The 22,252-nt window shown below is 71.4% G+C and carries 17 protein-coding genes; 11 read left to right on the top strand and 6 right to left on the bottom strand.

The genetic code is table 11. The annotated features are described in order from the left end of the window. Window positions 1-73 precede the first annotated feature (73 nt). Complete coding sequence (gene ileS, locus ACFV6E_RS38925; RefSeq protein WP_385468272.1) at window positions 74-3,271, bottom strand: isoleucine--tRNA ligase; 3,198 nt, start codon at window positions 3,269-3,271, stop codon at window positions 74-76. A 565-nt stretch (window positions 3,272-3,836) separates the two neighbouring features. On the opposite strand from ileS, the gene ACFV6E_RS38930 reads away from it, so the two are divergent. The 5 genes from ACFV6E_RS38930 to ACFV6E_RS38950 all read left to right on the top strand — a co-directional run bounded on the left by ACFV6E_RS38930 (window position 3,837) and on the right by ACFV6E_RS38950 (window position 8,698). Next, window positions 3,837-4,733: a TraR/DksA C4-type zinc finger protein gene (locus ACFV6E_RS38930; protein ID WP_385160172.1), complete on the top strand. Its 897-nt coding sequence runs from the start codon at window positions 3,837-3,839 to the stop codon at window positions 4,731-4,733. 55 nt (window positions 4,734-4,788) lie between these two features. Beyond that, complete coding sequence (lspA, locus tag ACFV6E_RS38935; protein ID WP_385160170.1) at window positions 4,789-5,499, top strand: signal peptidase II; 711 nt, start codon at window positions 4,789-4,791, stop codon at window positions 5,497-5,499. Between the two features lie 85 nt (window positions 5,500-5,584). Continuing rightward, complete coding sequence (locus ACFV6E_RS38940) at window positions 5,585-6,529, top strand: RluA family pseudouridine synthase (protein WP_385160168.1); 945 nt, start codon at window positions 5,585-5,587, stop codon at window positions 6,527-6,529. Beyond that, the gene (locus ACFV6E_RS38945) at window positions 6,526-7,002 is read left to right on the top strand and encodes a GNAT family N-acetyltransferase (protein ID WP_385468274.1); all 477 of its coding nucleotides are present in this window, start codon (window positions 6,526-6,528) and stop codon (window positions 7,000-7,002) included. The genes ACFV6E_RS38940 and ACFV6E_RS38945 overlap by 4 nt, the downstream gene beginning before the upstream one ends. Window positions 7,003-7,111: 109 nt before the next feature. Further along, a complete protein-coding gene (locus tag ACFV6E_RS38950) occupies window positions 7,112-8,698 on the top strand; it encodes a Na+/H+ antiporter (protein ID WP_385468278.1) in 1,587 nt (528 codons plus the stop codon). Between the two features lie 65 nt (window positions 8,699-8,763). Here the strand turns inward: ACFV6E_RS38950 and ACFV6E_RS38955 are convergent, their stop codons facing one another. Continuing rightward, window positions 8,764-9,870, bottom strand: coding sequence for a mechanosensitive ion channel family protein (locus ACFV6E_RS38955; protein WP_385160162.1), 1,107 nt, complete (start codon window positions 9,868-9,870; stop codon window positions 8,764-8,766). 109 nt (window positions 9,871-9,979) lie between these two features. On the opposite strand from ACFV6E_RS38955, the gene ACFV6E_RS38960 reads away from it, so the two are divergent. Beyond that, window positions 9,980-10,549, top strand: a complete 570-nt coding sequence (locus ACFV6E_RS38960) for a dienelactone hydrolase family protein (protein WP_385160160.1) — start codon at window positions 9,980-9,982, stop codon at window positions 10,547-10,549. A 149-nt stretch (window positions 10,550-10,698) separates the two neighbouring features. On the opposite strand, the gene ACFV6E_RS38965 is transcribed toward ACFV6E_RS38960, so the two are convergent. From ACFV6E_RS38965 to ACFV6E_RS38975, 3 genes are all read right to left on the bottom strand, one after another. Next, window positions 10,699-11,511: a thioredoxin domain-containing protein gene (locus tag ACFV6E_RS38965; RefSeq protein ID WP_385468280.1), complete on the bottom strand. Its 813-nt coding sequence runs from the start codon at window positions 11,509-11,511 to the stop codon at window positions 10,699-10,701. Between the two features lie 91 nt (window positions 11,512-11,602). Then, entirely contained in the window at window positions 11,603-12,286 is a 684-nt protein-coding gene (locus tag ACFV6E_RS38970) for a hypothetical protein (protein WP_385160157.1), read from the bottom strand. Window positions 12,287-12,404: 118 nt separating this feature from the next. Next, window positions 12,405-13,751, bottom strand: coding sequence for a DUF2252 domain-containing protein (locus ACFV6E_RS38975; RefSeq protein ID WP_385160155.1), 1,347 nt, complete (start codon window positions 13,749-13,751; stop codon window positions 12,405-12,407). Window positions 13,752-13,979: 228 nt separating this feature from the next. Here ACFV6E_RS38975 and dnaE point away from each other — a divergent pair, with 228 nt between their 5' ends. Next, window positions 13,980-17,519: a DNA polymerase III subunit alpha gene (gene dnaE / locus ACFV6E_RS38980; RefSeq protein WP_385468283.1), complete on the top strand. Its 3,540-nt coding sequence runs from the start codon at window positions 13,980-13,982 to the stop codon at window positions 17,517-17,519. A gap of 90 nt (window positions 17,520-17,609) precedes the next feature. Here the strand turns inward: dnaE and ACFV6E_RS38985 are convergent, their stop codons facing one another. After that, window positions 17,610-17,783: a hypothetical protein gene (locus ACFV6E_RS38985; RefSeq protein WP_385160151.1), complete on the bottom strand. Its 174-nt coding sequence runs from the start codon at window positions 17,781-17,783 to the stop codon at window positions 17,610-17,612. Between the two features lie 231 nt (window positions 17,784-18,014). Here ACFV6E_RS38985 and ACFV6E_RS38990 point away from each other — a divergent pair, with 231 nt between their 5' ends. From ACFV6E_RS38990 to ACFV6E_RS39005, 4 genes are all read left to right on the top strand, one after another. Then, window positions 18,015-19,232, top strand: a complete 1,218-nt coding sequence (locus tag ACFV6E_RS38990; protein WP_385160149.1) for an NYN domain-containing protein — start codon at window positions 18,015-18,017, stop codon at window positions 19,230-19,232. 73 nt (window positions 19,233-19,305) lie between these two features. Next, window positions 19,306-20,328 carry an ABC transporter ATP-binding protein gene (locus tag ACFV6E_RS38995; RefSeq protein WP_385468286.1) on the top strand — a complete coding sequence of 341 codons (1,023 nt, stop codon included), beginning with the start codon at window positions 19,306-19,308 and terminating at the stop codon, window positions 20,326-20,328. 172 nt (window positions 20,329-20,500) lie between these two features. Then, window positions 20,501-21,322, top strand: a complete 822-nt coding sequence (locus ACFV6E_RS39000) for an ABC transporter permease (RefSeq protein WP_385468289.1) — start codon at window positions 20,501-20,503, stop codon at window positions 21,320-21,322. 34 nt (window positions 21,323-21,356) lie between these two features. Further along, window positions 21,357-22,025 (top strand): AAA family ATPase, encoded by a 669-nt coding sequence (locus ACFV6E_RS39005; RefSeq protein WP_385160143.1) that lies wholly within the window; start codon window positions 21,357-21,359, stop codon window positions 22,023-22,025. The last annotated feature ends 227 nt before the right edge of the window (window positions 22,026-22,252 follow it).

Here is a 22,252-nt window from a genome sequence, read left to right on the forward strand (position 1 = left end):
GAGGCTGGCGATGGCGGCCTCGAGCCCGGAGTTCAACCGGAGGCCGGGCCTTCGCCGTGGAGCGAATCCGGCGTTACGCCTTGCGGAGGCGGAACACCAGGGACAGTCCCTCGTCGGTGAACGGGGCACCGTAACCGTCGCCGGCCTCGCCCTGGGTGCTGTGCTCGTTCAAGAAGGCCGTGGCGAGGACCTCGTCGGCGACGAGCCCGGCGTGCTCGCTCAGCGCCGCGACGACCGCCGGGTCCGTGGACGTCCAGCGCAGCGCGATCCGGTCGGCGACGTCCAGGCCGCTGTTCTTGCGGGCCTCCTGGATCAGCCGGATCACGTCACGGGCCAGACCCGCGCGGCGCAGCTCCTCCGTGATCTCCAGGTCCAGGGCGACCGTCGCGCCCGAGTCGGACGCCACCGACCAGCCCTCGCGCGGGGTCTCCGTGATGATGACCTCCTCCGGGGCCAGGGTCACCGTCTCGCCGTCGACCTCGACCGAGGCCCTGCCCTCGCGCAGGGCGAGGGAGAGCGCGGCCGCGTCGGCGTTCGCTACGGCCTTGGCCACGTCCTGTACGCGCTTGCCGAACCGCCTGCCCAGCGTGCGGAAGTTCGCCTTGGCCGTGGTGTCCACCAGCGAGCCGCCGACCTCGGAGAGCGAGGCCAGCGAGGAGACGTTCAGCTCCTCGGTGATCTGCGTGTGCAGCTCGCGGTCGAGCGCCTCGAAACCGGCCGCCGCGACCAGCGCGCGCGACAGCGGCTGGCGCGTCTTGACGCCTGACTCCGCGCGCGTGGCACGGCCCAGCTCCACGAGCCGGCGCACCAGCACCATCTGCCGCGACAGCTCCGGGTCGATGGCGGACAGGTCCGCCTCCGGCCAGGAGGACAGGTGCACGGACTCCGGGGCGTCCGGCACGACCGGGACGACCAGGTCCTGCCAGACCCGCTCGGTGATGAACGGGGTCAGCGGGGCCATCAGCCGCGTGACCGTCTCCACGACCTCGTGCAGGGTGCGCAGCGCGGCCTTGTCGCCCTGCCAGAAACGGCGGCGCGAGCGGCGCACGTACCAGTTGGACAGGTCGTCGACGAACGCCGACAGGAGCTTTCCGGCGCGCTGGGTGTCGTACGCCTCCAGGGCCTGGGTGACCTGGTCGGTGAGCGCGTGCAGCTCGGACAGCAGCCAGCGGTCCAGCAGCGGGCGGTCGGCCGGGGCCGGGTCCGCCCCGGACGGCGCCCAGCCGGTCGTGCGCGCGTACAGGGCCTGGAAGGCGACCGTGTTCCAGTACGTCAGGAGCGTCTTGCGGACGACCTCCTGGATGGTGCCGTGGCCCACCCGGCGGGCCGCCCAGGGGGAGCCGCCGGCCGCCATGAACCAGCGCACCGCGTCCGCGCCGTGCTGGTCCATGAGCGGGATCGGCTGGAGGATGTTGCCCAGGTGCTTGGACATCTTGCGGCCGTCCTCGGCGAGGATGTGGCCCAGGCACACGACGTTTTCGTACGACGACTTGTCGAAGACCAGCGTGCCGACGGCCATCAGCGTGTAGAACCAGCCGCGGGTCTGGTCGATGGCCTCCGAGATGAACTGCGCCGGGTAACGGCTCTCGAAGAGCTCCTTGTTCTTGTACGGGTAGCCCCACTGCGCGAACGGCATCGAGCCCGAGTCGTACCAGGCGTCGATGACCTCGGGCACGCGCGTCGCCGTCTGCCCGCAGCCGTCCTCGGGGCACGCGAAGGTGACCTCGTCGATGAACGGGCGGTGCGGGTCGAGCTCCGTCTGGTCGGTGCCGGTCAGCCCGGTCAGCTCCGCGCGGGAGCCGACGGCGGTGAGGTGGCCCTCCTCGCAGCGCCAGATCGGCAGCGGAGTACCCCAGTAGCGGTTGCGCGACAGCGCCCAGTCGACGTTGTTGGTCAGCCAGTCGCCGAAGCGGCCGTACTTGATCGACTCCGGGTACCAGTTGGTCTTCTCGTTCTCCTGGAGGAGGCGGTCCTTGACGGCGGTGGTGCGGATGTACCAGGACGGCTGCGCGTAGTAGAGGAGCGCCGTGTGGCAGCGCCAGCAGTGCGGATAGCTGTGCTCGTACGGCAGGTGCCGGAAGAGCAGGCCGCGGTTCTTCAGGTCCTCGGTGAGCTGTTCGTCGGCCTTCTTGAAGAAGACGCCGCCGACCAGGGGCAGGTCCTCCTCGAAGGTGCCGTCGGGACGCACCGGGTTGACGACCGGCAGCCCGTACGCACGGCAGACCTTGAGGTCGTCCTCACCGAACGCGGGGGACTGGTGGACCAGACCCGTGCCGTCCTCGGTCGTCACGTAGTCCGCGTTGACGACGTAATGCGCCTCGCTCGGGAACTCGACGAGCTCGAACGGACGTTGGTACGTCCAGCGCTCCATCTCGGCGCCGGTGAAGGTCTCGCCCGTGAGCTCCCAGCCCTCGCCGAGGGCCTTCTCGACGAGCGGCCGGGCGACGACGAGCTGCTCCTCGCCGTTCGTCGCCACGACGTAGGCGACCTCGGGGTGCGCGGCGACCGCCGTGTTCGAGACGAGCGTCCAGGGGGTCGTCGTCCACACCAGGAGCGCGGCCCGGCCGGCCAGCGGACCGGAGGTGAGGGGGAAACGGACGTACACCGACGGGTCCACGACCGTCTCGTAGCCCTGGGCCAGCTCGTGGTCCGAGAGGCCGGTGCCGCAGCGCGGGCACCAGGGGGCGACGCGGTGGTCCTGGACCAGCAGGCCCTTGTTGAAGATCTCCTTCAGCGACCACCAGACGGAGTCCACGTACTCGGGGTCCATCGTGCGGTACGCGTCGTCGAGGTCGACCCAGTAGCCCATGCGGGTCGTCAGCTCGCTGAAGGCGTCGGTGTGGCGGGTCACGGACTCGCGGCACTTCGCGTTGAACGCGGCGATGCCGTACGTCTCGATGTCCTTCTTGCCGCTGAAGCCGAGCTCCTTCTCCACGGCCAGCTCGACCGGGAGGCCGTGGCAGTCCCAGCCGGCCTTGCGGGCCACGTGGTACCCGCGCATGGTGCGGAAGCGCGGGAAGACATCCTTGAAGACGCGCGCCTCGATGTGGTGGGCGCCTGGCAGGCCGTTCGCGGTGGGCGGGCCCTCGTAGAACACCCACTCGGGGCGGCCCTCGGACTGCTCCAGGCTCTTGGCGAAGATCTTCTGCTCGCGCCAGAAGTCGAGCACGGCGTGCTCGAGGGCGGGCAGGTCGACCTGGGCGGGCACCTGGCGGTACTGCGGCTGCGCGGCCGGCGTGTGCTGCGGCTGCGGCGTCTGCTGCGTGTTCAACGCGATTCCTCCGGCGGACTTGCTGCCTTCCGTCCGGAGGGACGAGAGCCGTATGGCTACGTGCGCCGGTGCGGCGCGCTCCCGCGGTACCACCCTCCTTGGCTCCCCGGTGCCGTGTGTGCTCCGGTGAGCCCCCTCATTGGGGTCGCGATGCCGGGTCTACCAGCCCTGCTGGGGCCTTCTTCCGGCGGCTCCGGGGTGATCTTCACGTCGCGCTCGCCCCCGGGCTTCCACCGTCCCCGGGTCGCTCCTGGCCGCGTACGCCGCTACTCGTCCCCATCCACGCTTCTCGCTGAGCCCAGTGTACGGCGCCGCGGGGACGGCGGCCGACCGGTTTTCCGCCCGGCCGGATGACCCGAATGGCGTGGCCCGGGTGTCCGGATCCTGGGACGGCGGGCCCGGCGGATTACCCGCCGGTGAGCTGGGCACAACGCTTGCGAGCTGCCGAGCGGCGTCCGTGGGGCGGGCGAAACATTGGCGTGCCCCGTTGCCGCGGGCCCCAAGTCGATTTATCGTCCCAGCACGATTCGCGAGGAAGATCACAATATGTGAAGGGACCGCGGCCATGGTGGCGAAGAAGACCGCCGTACAGCAGTCGGCGTCCGGCAGATCCACGGGTCCGGCGGCCGGGGAGACGGCCGCCGGGAAGACGGCCACCACGGGGGCAGGCGCGAAGAAGACGGCCGCAAAGAAGACAGCGTCGAAGAAATCGGCCGCGAAGGAAACGGCGGGCGAGCGGACGGCGTCAAAGGAAGCGGCATCCACGGAAGCGGCATCCACGGAAGCGGCATCGGAGGAAGCGGCGTCCCAGGGGGCGTCGGCGAAGAAGGCGCCTGCCAAGGGGACGCCGTCCGAGAAGGCGGCCTCCCGGGGGACGGGCGCGAAGAGCACGGCCGGGAAGAGCACCAGAAGGTCCGACAGGACGGCCGCCCCCGCGGCCGAGGGCGCGGCCGAGGCCGCGGAGAAGACGGGAGCCACGACGGTGGTTGCGAAGAAGACTTCTGGCACGGTCACGGCGGCGAAGGACCCCACCGAGGTCCCCAAGGCGCGGGCCGCCGCGGTGGAACCCGGCGAACTCGCGGTGCGCCCCGGTGAGGACCCCTGGACGCCCGAGGAGGTCGCCGGGGCCCGTTCAGAACTGGAGTCCGAGGCGGCCAGGCTGCGCGCCGAGATCGAGGCGTCCGAGCAGGCGCTGGCCGGTCTGATGCGGGACTCCGGGGACGGCGCGGGCGACGACCAGGCGGACACCGGCACCAAGAACATCACCCGGGAGCACGAGATGGCCCTCGCGGCCAACGCGCGCGAGATGCTCGACCAGACCGAGCGCGCGCTGCACCGCCTGGACGCGGGCACGTACGGACTCTGCGAGAACTGCGGCAACCCCATCGGCAAGGCCCGTATGCAGGCGTTCCCGCGCGCCACCCTGTGCGTGGAGTGCAAGCAGAAGCAGGAACGCCGCTAGGAACGGGCCGTGCCGTACTCTTCCCTCAGTCAGGCACCTAGGTTGAGGGACTCACGTGGCAGAGGCGGAGCGCATCATCGGTACGCCGGAAACCCCAGAAGGGCCGGGGGCCGAGCCGGAGCAGTCCGACGGGACCACCGCGCCGGACGGACGGTCCGGCGACGTGGCGACCCCGGCCGCGGACGGGCCGTCCGGCGACGGGCGGGCACCGGGTGACAGGGAGGCCGCTGCCGGGAAGGCCGGGTCCGACGGGACGCCGGACCGGGCCGAGCGGCCCAGGGGCAGGCGCAGGATCGCGGTCCTGTTCGCCGTCGCCGCGCTGGCCTACGCGCTCGACCTCGTCAGCAAGATGATCGTGGTCGCGAAGCTGGAGCACCACGCGCCGATCGACATCATCGGCGACTGGCTCCAGCTCGAGGCCATCCGCAACGCGGGCGCGGCCTTCGGCTTCGGCGAGGCGTTCACCGTGATCTTCACCGTGATCGCGGCGGCCGTGATCGTGGTGATCGCCCGGCTCGCGCGCAAGCTGTACAGCCTGCCCTGGGCGATCGCGCTCGGCCTGCTCCTCGGCGGCGCGCTGGGCAACCTCACGGACCGGATCTTCCGTTCGCCCGGCGTCTTCGAGGGCGCGGTGGTCGACTTCATCTCGCCGAAGCACTTCGCGGTCTTCAACCTGGCCGACTCGGCCATCGTCTGCGGCGGCATCCTGATCGTGCTGCTGTCCTTCCGCGGGCTCGACCCGGACGGCACGGTCCACAAGGACTGACGCGCCGGCCTCGGGCCGTCGCGGACCGGGGCCGGGCTCCCAGGGCTCGTCCGGCGGTGTCGTAGCCGTCCGGCATACTCGACGGGTGAGCACGATTCCCGAGATCCGTACCCTGCCCGTGCCGGACGGTCTGGAGGGCGAGCGCGTCGACGCCGCCATCTCCCGCATGTTCGGCTTCTCCCGTACGAAGGCGGCCGAGCTGGCCGCGGCAGGCAAGGTGCTGGTCGACGGCACGGTGGTCGGCAAGTCCGAGCGGGTGCACGGCGGTGCCTGGCTCGAGGTGGAGATGCCGCAGGCGCCCGCGCCCGTGCAGATCGTCGCCGAGCCGGTCGAGGGCATGGAGATCGTGCACGACGACGAGGACGTGGTCGTGATCGTCAAGCCGGTCGGGGTCGCCGCGCACCCCTCGCCCGGCTGGAGCGGCCCGACCGTCATCGGCGGCCTCGCCGCCGCCGGATACCGGATCTCGACCTCGGGCGCCGCCGAGCGCCAGGGCATCGTGCACCGCCTCGACGTCGGCACCTCGGGCCTGATGGTGGTCGCCAAGTCGGAGTACGCGTACACCTCGCTCAAGCGCCAGTTCAAGGAGCGCACGGTCGACAAGCGCTACCACACGCTGGTCCAGGGCCACCCCGACCCGACGAGCGGCACCATCGACGCCCCCATCGGCCGCCATCCGAACCACGACTACAAGTGGGCGGTCACCGCCGAGGGCAAGCCCTCCGTCACGCACTACGACCTGATCGAGGCGTTCCGCGCGGCCTCCCTGCTCGACGTCAAGCTGGAGACCGGGCGCACCCACCAGATCCGCGTCCACATGTCGGCGCACCGCCACCCCTGCGTGGGCGACCTGACGTACGGCGCCGACCCGACGCTGGCCAAGCGCCTCGGGCTCACCCGGCAGTGGCTGCACGCGGTGCGCCTCGGCTTCGAGCACCCGGGCGAGGGCCGGTGGGTCGAGTACGCGAGCGGCTACCCCGAGGACCTTCAGAAGGCGCTCGACAAGGTGCGCGAGGAGAGCAACGCGTGAGCGCCGCCTACACCGTGCGGGTGGCCGGGGACGCCGCCGACCGTGACGCGTGCTTCCGGGTGCGCAAGGAGGTCTTCGTCGTCGAACAGGGCGTCCCCCAGGACATCGAGTACGACGCGGCCGACGGAGCCGGCGCGGACACCGTGCACGTGCTGGCCGTCCGCGAGGACGGGGTGCCGCTGGGCACCGGCCGCCTGCTGCACGGCGAGGCGGCCGCCGCGAAGACCGGCGGTGACCTCACCGTGGGCTCCCTCGGGCGGCTCGCGGTGACCGGGGACGCGCGCGGGCTCGGCGTCGGGGCCGCGCTGGTGCGGGCCATCGAGGACGCGGCACGCGCGCGTGGGCTCGCAGCGGTCGACCTGCACGCGCAGACGCACGCCCTCGGCTTCTACGAGCGACTGGGCTACGAGGCGTACGGGCCCGAGTTCCCCGACGCGGGGATCCCGCACCGGGCGATGCGGCGCTCGCTGTAGCGGCGCGGCGGCGGCCCCGCGCGGGCGCCCGTCTCGGCGGAACGGATCAGGACATGGCACGCTTGACGTCTGGCCGCACTTGATCGTCTAGACCGTCGGAGCGCTTCCCGTGGAACAGTTGGCCCTGTTGTTCGTGCTGCTGCTCGGGGCCGTGGTGAGCGTCCCGGTCGGGGAACGGCTGCGGCTGCCGGCGCCCGTCCTGATGACACTCCTGGGCATCGTGCTGGCCCTGCTGGACTTCGTCCCGAACGTGGACATCCCGCCGGACCTGATCCTGCCCGCGCTGCTGCCGCCGCTGCTCTACGCCGCCGTCCGGCGCACCTCGTGGCGGCAGTTCGCCGCCAACGTACGGCCGATCTTCCTGCTCGCCGTGGCGCTGGTGCTGGTCACCACGGCGGTGGTGGCCGTGGTCGCGAACGCCGTGGTGCCCGGGCTGCCGCTGGTCGCCGCCGTGGCGCTCGGCGCGCTGGTCGCGCCGCCCGACCCGGTCGCGGCGACCGCCGTCGCGGGGCAGCTCAGGCTGCCGCGCCGGCTGGTGTCGATCCTGGAGGGCGAGGGGCTCTTCAACGACGTGACGGCCATCGTCGTCTACAACGTCGCGATCGCCGCCGCGGTCAGCGGGTCCTTCTCACTGCCGCACGCCGCGCTCGACTTCGTGCTCTCCGCCGTGGTCGCGCTCGCCGTCGGTCTCGTGCTCGGCTGGGGCGCCAACAAACTGATGGACCTGCTGGACGACGCCACCCTCCAGATCGGTCTGACGCTGCTGGTGCCGTACGCCTCGTACGTGCTGGCCGAGGAGCTGCACGGGTCCGGTGTGCTCGCCGTGCTGACCACCGCGCTGTTCCTGGCGGAGTACTCGCCGGACGCCGACGCCGTGCTGACCCGGCTCGTCGGGCACACCTTCTGGGACGTGGTGGACACCCTCGTCACCGGCGTGGCCTTCGGCCTGGTCGGCCTGGAGCTGCACAACGCCATCAGGACGGCGTCGGGCCGCTGGCCGGAGATGCTGGGACTGGCCGCGGCCGTCGTCGTGGTGGTCGTCTTCCTGCGGCTGCTGTGGCTGCTGCCCGCGACCTGGCTGACCCAGCGGCTGCACGCGAAACGGGACTACGACGAGGAGATCCCGACGTCCTGGCGGGAGACCGTCGTGATGTGGTGGGCGGGGATGCGCGGGGTGGCCTCGGCGGCGCTGGCGCTGGCGATCCCGCTGAAGACGGACGAGGGGTCGCCGTTCCCGGACCGTGACGAGATCATCTTCATCGCCTTCGGGGTCATCATGGCGACGCTCGTGCTCCAGGGACTCACACTGCCGTGGCTGGTCAAAAAGCTCGGGGTGGAGTCGGACACGGCCGCCGAGAAGGAGTTCGAGAAGGCGCTGGCGTTCCGGGCGGCCAAGGCGGCCAAGCGCCGGCTGAAGGAGATCGAGGACAAGGAGGAGCTGCCGGAGGAGCTGTCCGAGCAGCTGCTGCGGCGGGCCTTCGACATCGGGCTGCGGATCAGCCCCGACCTCGGGGACGAGGAGCGGCGCGAGGCGCAGGAGCAGCGGGCCGGGAGGCTGAAGAAGATCCGGCGGATCCAGCAGGAGATGCTGAGCGCGGCCCGGCACGAGGTGCTGTCCGCGCGCAGCGAGCCCGGCTCCGACCCGGAGATCGTGGACCGGGTGCTGCGCCACCTGGACGTGCGCAGCCTGCGGTGACGGGAAACCACCCCGCACGCGCGCGTGCCTGACGGGGATCCTCACGCGCGCGTGCGAGGCGGCGGTCAGCCGCGGCCCGTGCGGGGCGGTGTGTGCAGGCGCCTGGTGTGGTCCAGGGAGACCCGTCCGTTGCTGCCCGGCGGCAGCGCGGCATCGGCCGTGTTGACGCGGGGCAGCGCGTACGGGTGGTGCTGGGTGAGCCAGCGGATCATCTGCTCGCGCACCGTGACCCGTACCGTCCAGATGTCGTCCGCGTCCTTCGCGGTCGCCAGGGCACGCACCTGCATGGTGTTGGGCGTGGTGTCGGTCACGGCCAGGCCCCAGTCGCGGCCGTCCCACGCCGGGCACTCGCGCAGGATGTCGCGGAGCTTCTCGCGCATCTCGACGACGGGCGCCGTGTGGTCGAGGTGGAAGAAGACGGTGCCGGTCATCTGGGCACCGCCGCGCGACCAGTTCTCGAACGCCTTCGAGGTGAAGTAGGACACGGGCATCGTGATCCGCCGGTCGTCCCACGTGCGCACGGTCAGGAAGGTGAGGGTGATCTCGTCGACGGTGCCCCACTCGCCGTCCACCACGACCGTGTCCCCGAGCCGCACCATGTCGCCGAAGGCGATCTGGAACCCGGCGAAGAGGTTGCCCAGAGTGGACTGGGCGGCGACGCCGGCGACGATGCCCAGGATGCCGGCCGAGGCCAGCAGCGAGGCGCCGGCCGCCCGCATCGCGGGGAAGGTCAGCAGCATCGAGGCCACCGCCACCACGCCGACGACCGCGGAGACCACCCGCTGGATCAGCGAGACCTGGGTGCGCACCCGGCGGACCCGGGCGGGGTCGCGGTGAGCGGACGCGTACCGCGAGTAGGAGGTCTGGACGACCGCCGCCGCGATGCGCACGACCAGCCAGGCCGCCGAGCCGATGAGGATCAGGGTCAGGATGCGGCCCACGGCGATCCGGTGGTCCCTGACCAGCTCCGCCTGGTCGTAGGAGCCTCTGAGCAGCGCGGTGCAGAGCACGAGTTGGAAGGGGACACGGCCGCGGCGCAGCAGGCCCCACAGCGGGGTCTCGTGGTGTCGGCCGTCGGCCCGTCGCAACAGCTGATCGACGGCCCAGCCGATGATCAGCGTGAGTACGACCGAGCCGCCGACGACGATCAGCGGGCGCAGTACGTTCTCCATGCCTCCGAACGTAACCGGCTGGCGCGGACATGAACATGTGAATCAGAGGTGTGACGGGGTACACCCGGCGCAGGACGGCGCTGTCGGTGGCGGCTGGCACCATGACCTCATGAACATCATGCTCTTTCACTCGACCTACGGGCTGCGTCCCGCGGTGCGCGCGGCGGCGGACCGGCTGCGGGCGGCCGGACACGAGGTGTGGACGCCGGACCTCTTCGACGGCCGTACTTTCGAGACGGTCGAGGAGGGCATGGCCGCCAAGGACGGGATCGGCAAGGACGAGCTGCTCAAGCGCGCCGTCCTGGCCGCCGCGCCGTACTCGGAGCGCGGGCTCGTGTACGCGGGGTTCTCGCTCGGGGCGTCCATCGCGCAGACCCTGGCCCTCGGCGACGAGAAGGCCCGCGGCCTGCTGCTCCTGCACGGCACGTCGGACATCGCCGAGAGCGCGTCCGTGGACGAGCTGCCGGTCCAGCTCCACGTCGCCGAGCCCGACGCGTTCGAGACGGACGACTGGCTGAGCGCGTGGTATCTGCGGATGCAGCGCACGGGCGCCGACGTGGAGATCTACAGATACGCGGGCGCGGGCCACCTCTACACCGACCCCGGGCTGCCCGACTACGACGAGGAGGCCGCCGAGGCCACCTGGAAGGTGGCGCTCGGCTTCCTCGACACGCTCTGACCGGCGGCGGCAGGAGCGGCGGCGACCGGCCGGCCGGCTAGCGCACGGGCGCGTAGACGAGAATTCGCCCGCTCTTCAGCCGCCGCTCGCCCGGAGGGCAGGCCCTGGAGCCGGGCCATCCGGCCGGGGCCCGGGGCCCCGACCCGGGGTCAGGCCTTGAGAGCCGCGTCGATCGCCGTCTGGAAGTCGGCGACGGTCATGGGGGCGCTCTGGCTGTTCGTGCCGGTCAGCGTCTTGCCGTCCATCTTCAGCGTCGGCGTGCCGGTCACCCCGCTGTCGTCGAACTTCGAGGACATCTCCAGCGCCCACCGGTCGTAGGTGCCGGCCTTCACGGCCTTCTGGAACTTCGCGTTGTCCTTGAGGGCGTCCACGGTGTTGGCGACCTTGATCAGGTACGAGTCGTCCGCGAACTTGTCGTCGTCCTCGTCGGGGTGGTACTTCGTCGAGTAGAGCGCCGTCTTGTAGTCGAGGAACGCGTCGGTGCTCACGTTGAGCGCGGCGCCGAGCGCGCTGAGCGCGTTCTTGGAGCCCTCGCCGCCGGCGCCGTTGTCGATGAACGTGGCGCCGATGTACTGGATCTTGTAGTCGCCGTCCTCGAGGCCCTTGTGGACGGTGTTGCCGACGGTCTGCTCGAACTGCGCGCAGATCGGGCAGCGCGAGTCCTCGTACAGCTCCAGGGTCTTCTTCGCGCTGCTCTTGCCGATGACGACGGTCGTGCCGTTCTTGCCCGAGGTGTTGGCCGGCTTGACGAGCTTCTCGTCCTTGGCGGCCTCCCACTGGCCGGGCTTGTTGCCCTGGACGACGGCGTAGCCGATGCCGCCGGCTATCGCGAGGACGGCCACGATCGAGAAGGCGACGACCGCCTGCCGCTTGACCTTGTCGCGCTTGGCCTGGCGCTCGCGCTCCTGGCGCAGCCGCTCACGGGCCGCCGTCTTCGCCGCCTGGCTGTTCCGCTTGCTCATAGGGATGATCTCCATGGGGGGACGCGCACATGTCGTACGCGGAATGCGTATATGTGCGGAATACGTATATGTACGGGTGGACTGCTGGTGCTCAGGCAACTGCGGCCGAGCAGGGCGGGCCACGCCGTCCCAGGGAGTGCGTGAACATCCGCGTACGCGCCGTACGGGTCCGCGGAGCGGGACGTGCCGGGCGGCGCACGGCGGCGGGCCGTACGGTGACCGCCGCGACCGCGAGCAGCAGCGGCCGGAAGGTGCTCGCCGCCACCGCGCGCAGCAGCTGGGCCAGGGCCCGCTCGCCGCGCCGCAGCCAGGCGGCGGCCAGCAGGCCGACGCCGAGGTGGGCGCCGAGCAGCAGCCAGGCGGCGCCCGGGTCGGCGTGCGCGAGCAGGACCGCGGTGCGGTCGCCCTGGCCGCCGGTGACCCGGGCCAGCGGGGTGCCGACGGACCCGCCGCACAGCACGTCGAAGCCGAAGGAGCGCAGCGGCCCGGCGACCGGGCCGCCCGCCTCGCCGTAACAGACGTGCTGGCCGGCGGTGAAGACGGTGTCGGCGGCCAGCTCCAGCGGGATCAGCAGGGCGGCGATCCGGCCGAAGCCGCGCTCGCGGCCCGCCAGCACGTACGCGACGGCGAAGACGGCGCCCGAGATCGCGGCCACGGTGCTCAGCGGCAGGGGTGCCCGGGACAGCAGGACGTGCGACGCCGTCGAGAGCGTCACGACGACAGCCGTGAACAGAGCCGCGCGGAGGGCTCTGAGCTGGGTCCCGGACATGTCCATAGCGCTGATGAGTGTCCCACGGGCTCCCGTAAGCACCCCCTAAAGGGTTCCTATGCGTTACGGGAGCGTTGTGCGGCGGTGTGATCCGGCTCGCGGTCCGCCGACCGGGGATCCGGTCCTACAGGCCCGGTATCCGGCCGTTGCGGAAGAGGTCGACGAAGATCTGGTGGTCGCCGCGCGCGCGTGCCCCGTAGCTGTGCGCGAAGTCCACCAGGAGGTCGGCGAAGCCGTCCTCGTCGGCCGCGATCGCCGCGTCGATGGCCCGCTCGGTGGAGAACGGCACCAGGGACTCGCCGGACTGGTCGTCCGCCGCCGCGTGCATCGTGGCCGTGGCCCGGCCGAGGTCGGCGACGACCGCCGCGATCTCCTCCGGGTCGTCGATGTCGCCCCAGTCGAGGTCCACCGCGTAGGGCGAGACCTCGGCGACGAGCTGGCCCGCGCCGTCCAGCTCGGTCCAGCCCAGCCACGGGTCCGCGTGCGCCTGGAGGGCGCGCTGCGAGATCACGGTGCGGTGGCCCTCGTGCTGGAAGTAGTCGCGGATGGCCGGGTCGGTGATGTGCCGGGAGACGGCCGGGGTCTGGGCCTGCTTGATGTAGATCACCACATCGTTCTCCAGGGCGTCGCTGTTGCCCTCGAGCAGGATGTTGTAGGACGGCAGCCCGGCCGAGCCGATGCCGATGCCGCGGCGGCCCACGACGTCCTTGACCCGGTAGGAGTCCGGGCGGGCCAGCGACGCCTCGGGCAGCGTCTCCAGATAGCCGTCGAAGGCGGCGAGCACCTTGTACCGGGTGGCGGCGTCCAGCTCGATGGAGCCGCCGCCGGGCGCGAAGCGGCGCTCGAAGTCCCGGATCTCGGTCATCGAGTCAAGGAGCCCGAAGCGGGTCAGCGAGCGGGCGACGCGCAGCGCCTCCAGCAGCGGGCCCTCGGCCGTGTCCAGTGTGAAGGGCGGCACCTCGTCGCTCTTGGCGCCGGTGGCCAGGGCACGTACGCGCTCGCGGTAGGCGGCCGCGTAGACCCGGACCAGCTCGGTGATCTGCTCGTCGCTGAACGCCTTCGCGTACCCGATCAGGGCCAGGGAGGCCGCGAGCCGCTTGAGGTCCCAGGTGAACGGGCCCACGTACGCCTCGTCGAAGTCGTTCACGTTGAAGATCAGGCGGCCCTGGGCGTCCATGTACGTGCCGAAGTTCTCCGCGTGCAGGTCGCCGTGGATCCACACGCGCGCGGTGCGGTCGTCCAGGTACGGGCCGCTGACCGAGCCGTCGTCCCGCCGCGCGTCCTCGGCGTCGACGTCGTGGTAGAAGAGGCACGCCGTGCCGCGGTAGAACGCGAAGGCCGAGGACGCCATCTTGCGGAACTTGACCCGGAACGCGGCCGGGTCGGCGGCCAGGAGCTCGCCGAAGGCGGTGTCGAACACGGCGAGGATCTGCTCGCCGCGTTGCTCGGCGCTGAGCTGCGGAACCGGCATCGCTGGGTGCCTCCTGGTGCAGGTGGTGCATGACGTGTGGGACAGGTGGTCCGTCGTGGCAACGGACGGCGGGACCCGGGAGTGCCCGGAATCCGGGGAGCCCGTGCTCCCACCCGAAGGTACGTGCGCCCGGCCGCGGAGTGTCAGTCGCCGGGCATAGACTTCGACGCTGACCCCCCGGACTGTCCGCAGCCTGTCGCCCGCCCGTCATCTTTGGAGGCCCAAGCCGTGTCGAAGCCGCCGTTCACGCACCTGCACGTCCACACCCAGTACTCGCTGCTGGACGGTGCCGCGCGGCTCAAGGACATGTTCAATGCCTGCAATGAGATGGGCATGACACACATCGCCATGAGCGACCACGGCAACCTGCACGGGGCGTACGACTTCTTCCACACGGCGCAGAAGGCAGGCGTCACCCCGATCATCGGCATCGAGGCGTACGTCGCCCCCGAGTCCCGGCGGAACAAGCGCAAGATCCAGTGGGGCCAGCCGCACCAGAAGCGCGACGACGTCTCCGGTTCCGGTGGTTACACGCACAAGACGATCTGGGCGGCGAACAGGACGGGCCTGCACAACCTCTTCAAGCTGTCCTCCGACGCGTACGCCGAGGGCTGGCTCCAGAAGTGGCCCCGGATGGACAAGGAGTCCATCTCCCAGTGGTCCGAGGGGCTCATCGCCTCCACCGGCTGCCCCTCCGGCGAGCTCCAGACCCGGCTGCGCCTCGGCCAGTACGACGAGGCCCTGAAGGCGGCCGCCGAGTACCAGGACATCTTCGGCAAGGACCGCTACTTCCTGGAGCTGATGGACCACGGCATCGAGATCGAGCGCCGGGTCCGCGACGGACTGCTGGAGATCGGCAAGAAGCTCGGCATCCCGCCGCTCGTGACGAACGACTCGCACTACACGTACGCGCACGAGGCGACCGCCCACGACGCCCTGCTGTGCATCCAGACCGGCAAGAACCTCTCCGACCCCGACCGCTTCAAGTTCGACGGCACCGGCTACTACCTGAAGTCCACGGACGAGATGTACGCGGTGGACTCCTCGGACGCCTGGCAGGAGGGCTGCCGCAACACCCTCCTGGTCGCCGAGCAGATCGACACCACCGGGATGTTCGAGAAGCGCGACCTGATGCCGAAGTTCGACATCCCGGAGGGCTTCACCGAGGTCACCTGGTTCAAGGAGGAGGTGCGCCGCGGTATGGAGCGCCGCTTCCCCGGCGGCATCCCCGAGGACCGCCAGAAGCAGGTCGAGTACGAGATGGACGTCATCATCCAGATGGGGTTCCCGGGGTACTTCCTCGTCGTCGCCGACTTCATCATGTGGGCCAAGAACAACGGCATCGCGGTGGGCCCCGGTCGAGGCTCCGCGGCCGGCTCGATCGTCGCCTACGCCATGGGCATCACCGACCTCGACCCGATCCCGCACGGCCTGATCTTCGAGCGGTTCCTCAACCCCGAGCGCGTCTCCATGCCCGACGTCGACATCGACTTCGACGAGCGTCGGCGCGTCGAAGTGATCAGGTACGTGACGGAGAAGTACGGCGCCGACAAGGTCGCCATGATCGGCACCTACGGCAAGATCAAGGCCAAGAACGCGATCAAGGACTCCGCGCGCGTGCTGGGCTACCCGTACGCGATGGGCGACCGGCTCACCAAGGCCATGCCCGCCGACGTCCTCGGCAAGGGCATCGACCTCGACGGCATCACCAACCCCTCACACCCGCGCTACAGCGAGGCGGGCGAGATCCGCGGGATGTACGAGAACGAGGCGGACGTCAAGAAGGTCATCGACACCGCCAAGGGCGTCGAGGGCCTGGTCCGGCAGATGGGCGTGCACGCGGCCGGCGTGATCATGTCCAGCGAGCCCATCGTCGACCACGCCCCGATCTGGGTGCGGCACACCGACGGCGTGACCATCACACAGTGGGACTACCCCCAGTGCGAGTCGCTGGGCCTGCTGAAGATGGACTTCCTCGGCCTGCGCAACCTGACGATCATGGACGACGCCATCAAGATGGTGAAGGCCAACAAGGGCATCGACCTGGAGATGCTCGCGCTCCCGCTGGACGACCCCAAGACCTTCGAACTGCTCTGCCGCGGTGACACCCTCGGTGTCTTCCAGTTCGACGGCGGCCCGATGCGCTCGCTGCTGCGCCAGATGCAGCCCGACAACTTCGAGGACATCTCCGCCGTCTCGGCCCTCTACCGGCCGGGTCCGATGGGCATGAACTCGCACATCAACTACGCGGAGCGCAAGAACAAGCGCCAGGAGATCACGCCGATCCACAAGGAGCTCGAGGAGCCGCTCGAGGAGGTCCTGGCGGTCACCTACGGCCTGATCGTCTACCAGGAGCAGGTGCAGAAGGCCGCCCAGATCATCGCCGGGTACTCGCTCGGCGAGGCCGACATCCTGCGCCGCGTGATGGGCAAGAAGAAGCCCGAGGAACTGGCGAAGAATTTCACCATCTTCCAGGCCGGCGCCAAGAAGAACGGCTACAGCGACGAAGCGATCCAGGCCCTGTGGGACGTGCTGGTCCCGTTCGCCGGATACGCGTTCAACAAGGCCCACTCCGCCGCGTACGGCCTGGTCTCGTACTGGACCGGCTACCTGAAGGCGAACTACCCGGCCGAGTACATGGCCGCGCTGCTCACCTCGGTCAAGGACGACAAGGACAAGTCGGCCGTCTATCTGAACGAGTGCCGGCGCATGGGCATCAAGGTGCTGCCGCCCAACGTCAACGAGTCCGAGCAGAACTTCGCCGCCCAGGGCGACGACGTGATCCTCTTCGGCCTCTCCGCGGTGCGCAACGTCGGCACTAACGTGGTCGAGGCGATCATCCGCAGCCGCAAGGCCAAGGGGAAGTACGCCTCGTTCCCCGACTACCTCGACAAGGTCGAGGCCGCCGCCTGCAACAAGCGCACCACGGAGTCGCTGATCAAGGCGGGCGCGTTCGACACCATGGGGCACACCCGCAAGGGCCTCACCGCACACTTCGAGCCGATGATCGACAACGTGGTGCAGGTCAAGCGCAAGGAGGCCGAGGGGCAGTTCGACCTCTTCGGCGGCATGGGCGACGACGGCGCGGACGAGCCGGGCTTCGGACTCGACGTCGAGTTCACCACCGACGAGTGGGACAAGACCTACCTCCTCGCCCAGGAGCGCGAGATGCTCGGTCTGTACGTCTCCGACCACCCGCTCTTCGGCCTGGAGCACGTGCTCTCCGACAAGGCCGACGCGGGCATCTCCCAGCTCACCGGCGGTGAGCACGCGGACGGCGCGGTGGTCACCATCGGCGGCATCATCTCGGGCCTCCAGCGCAAGATGACCAAGCAGGGCAACGCCTGGGCGATCGCCACCGTCGAGGACCTCGCGGGCTCCATCGAGTGCATGTTCTTCCCGGCGACGTACCAGCTCGTGTCGACCCAACTCGTCGAGGACGCGGTGGTCTTCGTCAAGGGCCGGCTGGACAAGCGCGAGGACGTGCCGCGCCTCGTCGCGATGGAGCTGATGGTCCCCGACCTGTCGAACGCCGGGACCAACGCGCCGGTGATGATCACCATCCCGGCCACCCGGGTCACCCCGCCCATGGTCAGCAGGCTCGGCGAGATCCTCACCCACCACCGGGGCGACAGCGAGGTGCGGATCAGGCTCCAGGGCCCCCGCAAGACGACGGTGCTCCGCCTCGACCGGCACCGCGTCAAGCCGGACCCCGCGCTCTTCGGCGACCTGAAGGTGCTGCTCGGCCCGTCCTGCCTGGCGGGCTGACGGCGAGCAGTCGACGCACACGAGGGGCGCACCCGGTCGCGGGTGCGCCCCTCGTCGTGCGGCGGGCCTCGACCGGCCCCGCGCGCGGCCTCAGTTGTGCCCGAAGCGCCTCTGCTTGCGCGAGCCGTCGCCGGGGCTCTGGAACTGCGGCATCGCCGACTGCTGAGCCTCGGCCGCCGAAGTGCGCGCCTGCTCCTGGGCCTGCTCGGCCTGCGCGGAGCGGTCCGGTTGACCGCCCTGTTTGCGGTTCTTGTTCTTGGCCATGGTGATCTTCCTCCTGAGGGGGGCCTGGGGGCCGAAGCCGGATTCAGATTCACACGGCCCGACAAACCGCGCATGTCGGATAATTACCGTGCGTCACAGGCTCTGCCGAGAAGTGATCCGCCGATACGCCACGCCGAAGATCGAGTTCGGGCCGTTAACCTTCGCGCGGTCGGGCAGACTCGAAGGAAGCCCGAAGCAAACCTCCCGGAAACCGGAAAGAGGGTGGACCGCGTGGACCGCTGCATCGTCCTGGTGGACGCCGGTTATCTGCTCGGGGCCGCCGCCAGCCTCCTCGCCGGGGAACCCTCTCGCTCCCGGATCACCGTCGATCACGCCGCCCTGATCCAGGGGCTGCGCGAGCGCGCCGAGTCCGACACGCAGCGGCCCCTGCTGCGCATCTACTGGTTCGACGGCGCCCCCGACCGCGTACCGCAGCCCGAGCACCGCAGGCTCCGCGTGATGCCCCGGGTGACGGTGCGCCTCGGCGCCCTCACCCGCAGTGACGGACGATGGGCGCAGAAGGGCGTCGACGCCGCCATGCACGCCGAACTGACCGAGCTGGCGCGCAACCGGGCCTGCTCCGACGTGGTCCTGGTCACCGGCGACGGAGACCTGCTGCCCGGCATGATGGCCGCCAAGGAGCACGGAGTCGCCGTGCACCTGTGGGCCGTGCAGGCCGGCGACGGCGACTACAACCAGTCGGAGGACCTGGTCGCCGAGGCCGACGAGCGGCGGGTGCTCGACCGGGCCTGGATCACCCGGGCCGTCCGCGCCAAGGAGCTCGGCGGGGTCTGCGCGCCGCCGCCGGTGCCGCGGCCCGAGATCGCCGCGATCCTCTCCGCCCCGCTGCCCGACTCGGCGCTCGCCGCCGCGGCCGAACGCTCCGTGGAGGAACCCGAGCACGTCACGGCGGGGGAGTCCCGCAACGGCGTGGAGGACCGCATCCCCGCGCCCAAGGGCGTGCCCACCCCCAAGGACCTGGCCGCCCTGCGCGGCCCCGGCACCCAGGCCGCCCAGCACCCCACGACCGCCACCCTGCGCTGGTCCTCCGACAAGGGCTGGGTCGAGCGCCCCGGCGCCGCCGCCGAGTCCGCGGAGGCCGCCTCGCTGCCCACCCTCGCCCAGCTCACCTCCGCCGAGCAGCGCTGGGCGGACCGCGAGGAGGACATCACCACCGTCGGCGGCGACCCGTACGAGGTGGGGCAGGTCTTCGCGCGCCGCTGGATGGAGCGCCTCGCCGACCAGGCCCAGTTGCAGAAGCTGTCCGCGATGTACCCGCGCATCCCGCACCGGGTGGACGGGGAACTGCTGCGCTACGCCGCCCGCTTCGGGCTCCTCGCGCACAAGGACGACCAGATCGACGAGCACGACCGGTACGCGATCCGGGCCGGCTTCTGGCGCGAGATCGACGTCCGCACGGCGGCGGAACACGCTCCCGCGGGGGAGTGAGCGCCGGTTCGCGGGCGCCGGGCGACGGCCCCGGACGCATAACGGGGCATCGGACCCCGTAGTCTCGTCCTTCGTGAGGACGCGCACGGCACAGGCAGGCCGCAGGGGACGGGACGGTGACGTCGTCTGCGCGGTGCGGGGTCTCACCAAGACCTACCCGGCACTCCGCGGCCGGCGCGGCGCCCCCGCCACCCCCGAGGTACGGGCCACCGACGGCGTCCACCTCGACATCCGGCGCGGGGAGATCTTCGGACTGCTCGGGCCGAACGGTGCCGGCAAGTCCACCCTCGTCCGCCAGCTCACCGGCCTGATGCGGCCCGACGAGGGCGCCGTGGAGATCCTCGGGCACGACATCGTGCGCCACCCCGAACGCGCGGCCCGCATCCTCGCCTACCTCGGGCAGGAGTCCACGGCCCTGGACGAGCTGACCGTGTCGCTCGCCGCCGAGACCACCGGACGGCTGCGCGGCCTCGAAGTGCGCCAGGCACGCGCCGAGCGCGACGCCGTCCTGGACGAGCTGGGCCTCACCCCGCTCGCCGCCCGCCCCCTGAAGAAGCTCTCCGGCGGTCAGCGCAGGCTCGCCTGTGTCGCCGCCGCGCTGGTGGGGGAGCGGCCGCTGCTCGTCCTCGACGAGCCGACCACCGGGATGGACCCGGTGGCCCGGCGCGCCGTGTGGGCCGCCGTCGACCGGCGGCGGGCCGAGCGGGGCACCACCGTCCTGCTGGTCACCCACAACGTCATCGAGGCGGAGACCGTCCTCGACCGGGTCGCGGTGCTCGACCGGGGGCGTGTCATCGCCTGCGACACGCCCGCCGGGCTCAAGGAGCGGGTCGCGGGCGAGGTCCGGGTCGACCTCGTCTGGCGGCAGAGCGCCCCGCTGGACGTGCCCGAGGTCGCCGCGCTGCACGGCCGGGCCGCCCGTTCGGGCCGCCGCTGGACGCTGCGGCTCGCGCCCGAGGAGGCCCGCGCGGTCGTCGCCACGGTCACCGGCGGCGACGCCTTCGCGGCCCTGGACGACTTCACCCTGACCACGCCCAGCCTGGAGGACGTCTACCTGGCGCTCGGCGGCGACGGACAGGGACTGGTGCGGGCGTGAGCGCGCGGGCCGTGGCATCCGTAGGGAAGATGAGAGGCGCCGTGGACGTACACGGTGCGGGGGCCGCGGGGCGTGCGCGTCACGCGCGGCCCGCCGCCGTCGTACGCCGCCCGCGCGGTGGCGTGGACGCGGGGACCGGGACGGCTGCCGGAGCGAAGGGGAGCAGTTCGACGTGAGTGTCGTACCCGCCGAGGTTCTGCCGGGCAGCGCGCTGTCCGTGCCCGAGGACGTCGGCGACGCCGTGGAACTGGGGCCGCGCGCCCGGCTGTGGCCGTCGCTGGCCGCCGTCTACCGCGCGCAGCTCTCCCGGGCCCGGGTCGCGCGGATCCCGCTGCTCTTCGTGGCGACCTTCCAGTCCGTCGGGATCATGGTCCTGATGCGGGGCGTGGTGGACGGCGGCGCCGAGGCGCGGTCCGTGGTGGCGGGCTCCTCGGTGCTGGTCGTCGCCTTCGTCGCGCTCAACCTCCTCGCGCAGTACTTCGGCCAGCTCAGGGCGACCGGCGGGCTCGACCACTACGCGACGCTGCCGGTGCCGCCCGCCGCCGTGGTGCTCGGCGCGGCGGGCGCGTACGCCTCCTTCACCGTGCCGGGGACGTTCGTCACGGCCGTCTTCGGCTGCGTGCTGTTCGGGCTGCCGATGGCGAACCTGTGGGTGCTCGCCGCGGTGATCCCGCTCGCCGGTGCCGCGCTCGCCGGGCTCGGCGCCGCGCTCGGCCTGCTCGCGCCGCGGCCCGAACTCGCCACCCTGCTCGGCCAGCTGGGCATGTCGGCGGCGCTGCTGCTCGGCGTCCTGCCGCCGGAGCGGCTGCCGACCGCCGTCCAGTGGTGCCGGGACCTGCTGCCGTCGACGTACGGCGTCGAGGCGTTCGCGCGGACCTTCGGCGCCCGTCCCGACTGGGCCTTCGTCCTCGGTGACCTCGCGGTCTGCGCGGGCGTCGGGGTCGCTTCGCTGGCTGTGGCGACGTGGGCGTACCGCCGGGCGGCCGTCCGGTGACGCGCGCGGCGGCGGCGCCTGGCACGATGTCAGGGTGACCGCACCGCTGACTCCGCCACCCCCGCCGCACCAGCAGCCTCCGCACCAGAACTGGGGGGCGCCGCCCGCCGGGGGCTCCGGAGGATTCTCCGAGTACCGACAGGACGGCCCCGGGATGAAGACGGAAGTGCGGGAGGCCGCCGTGATCACCGTCGCGGTGGCGGTCGGCGGGGTGCTGCTCGGGCTGCTGTGGTGGTGGCTGGCGCCGCACGTGCCGCTCGTCGGCGGCGTCGTCGACAAGAAGTGGGTCGTCTACTTCAAGGACACCGAGGGCGAGCAGGCCATCGGGGTCGACGGCACCTTCACGCTGCTCGCCCTGGCGCTCGGCGTGGTCAGCGCGCTCGTGGTGTTCCTGCTGCGGCGGCGCGGCGGGGTGCCGCTGACCGTGGGGCTGGCCGTGGGCGGACTGCTCGGCTCGCTGCTCGCCTGGCGGCTCGGGGTGTGGCTCGGACCCACCCAGGACGTGATCGCGCACGCCAAGGACGTGGGCAAGGGCGTGACCTTCTCCGCGCCGCTGAAGCTGAGCGCCAAGGGCGCGCTGCTCGCCTGGTCGGTGGCGGCCCTGCTGGTCCACCTCGGCCTCACGGCGATGTTCGGCCCACGCGACCCCGAACCGTACGCGACGCCCTACACGGCCGCGCCCCCCACCCTGCCCGAGGACTGAGCCGGCCCACCGGAGCGGTGACCGGCCCGGTCCTCCCGGGGTTTACGGACGGGCCTGCGGCTGTGGTTCGTGCGGCTTTTCTGCCTGGGGCACCCGAGGACTGAGCCGGCCGGCCGGAGCGGCGGCCGGTCCGGTCCTCCCGGGGTTTACGGACGGGCCTGCGGCTGTGGTTCGTGCGGCTTTTCTGCCTGGGGCACCCGAGGACTGAGCCGGCCGGCCGGAGCGGT

Source organism: Streptomyces sp. NPDC059785, assembly GCF_042732375.1.
GTDB lineage: Bacteria > Actinomycetota > Actinomycetes > Streptomycetales > Streptomycetaceae > Streptomyces.

Bases quoted from the DNA above. Each gene is read 5' to 3' on its own strand.
- ACFV6E_RS38930 (WP_385160172.1), top strand. From the start codon at position 3,837: ATGGTGGCGAAGAAGACCGCCGTACAGCAGTCGGCGTCCGGCAGATCC.
- ACFV6E_RS38955 (WP_385160162.1), bottom strand. From the start codon at position 9,870: ATGGAGAACGTACTGCGCCCGCTGATCGTCGTCGGCGGCTCGGTCGTA.
- ACFV6E_RS38960 (WP_385160160.1), top strand. From the start codon at position 9,980: ATGAACATCATGCTCTTTCACTCGACCTACGGGCTGCGTCCCGCGGTG.
- ACFV6E_RS38965 (WP_385468280.1), bottom strand. From the start codon at position 11,511: ATGAGCAAGCGGAACAGCCAGGCGGCGAAGACGGCGGCCCGTGAGCGG.
- ACFV6E_RS38970 (WP_385160157.1), bottom strand. From the start codon at position 12,286: ATGGACATGTCCGGGACCCAGCTCAGAGCCCTCCGCGCGGCTCTGTTC.
- ACFV6E_RS38975 (WP_385160155.1), bottom strand. From the start codon at position 13,751: ATGCCGGTTCCGCAGCTCAGCGCCGAGCAACGCGGCGAGCAGATCCTC.
- ACFV6E_RS38985 (WP_385160151.1), bottom strand. From the start codon at position 17,783: ATGGCCAAGAACAAGAACCGCAAACAGGGCGGTCAACCGGACCGCTCC.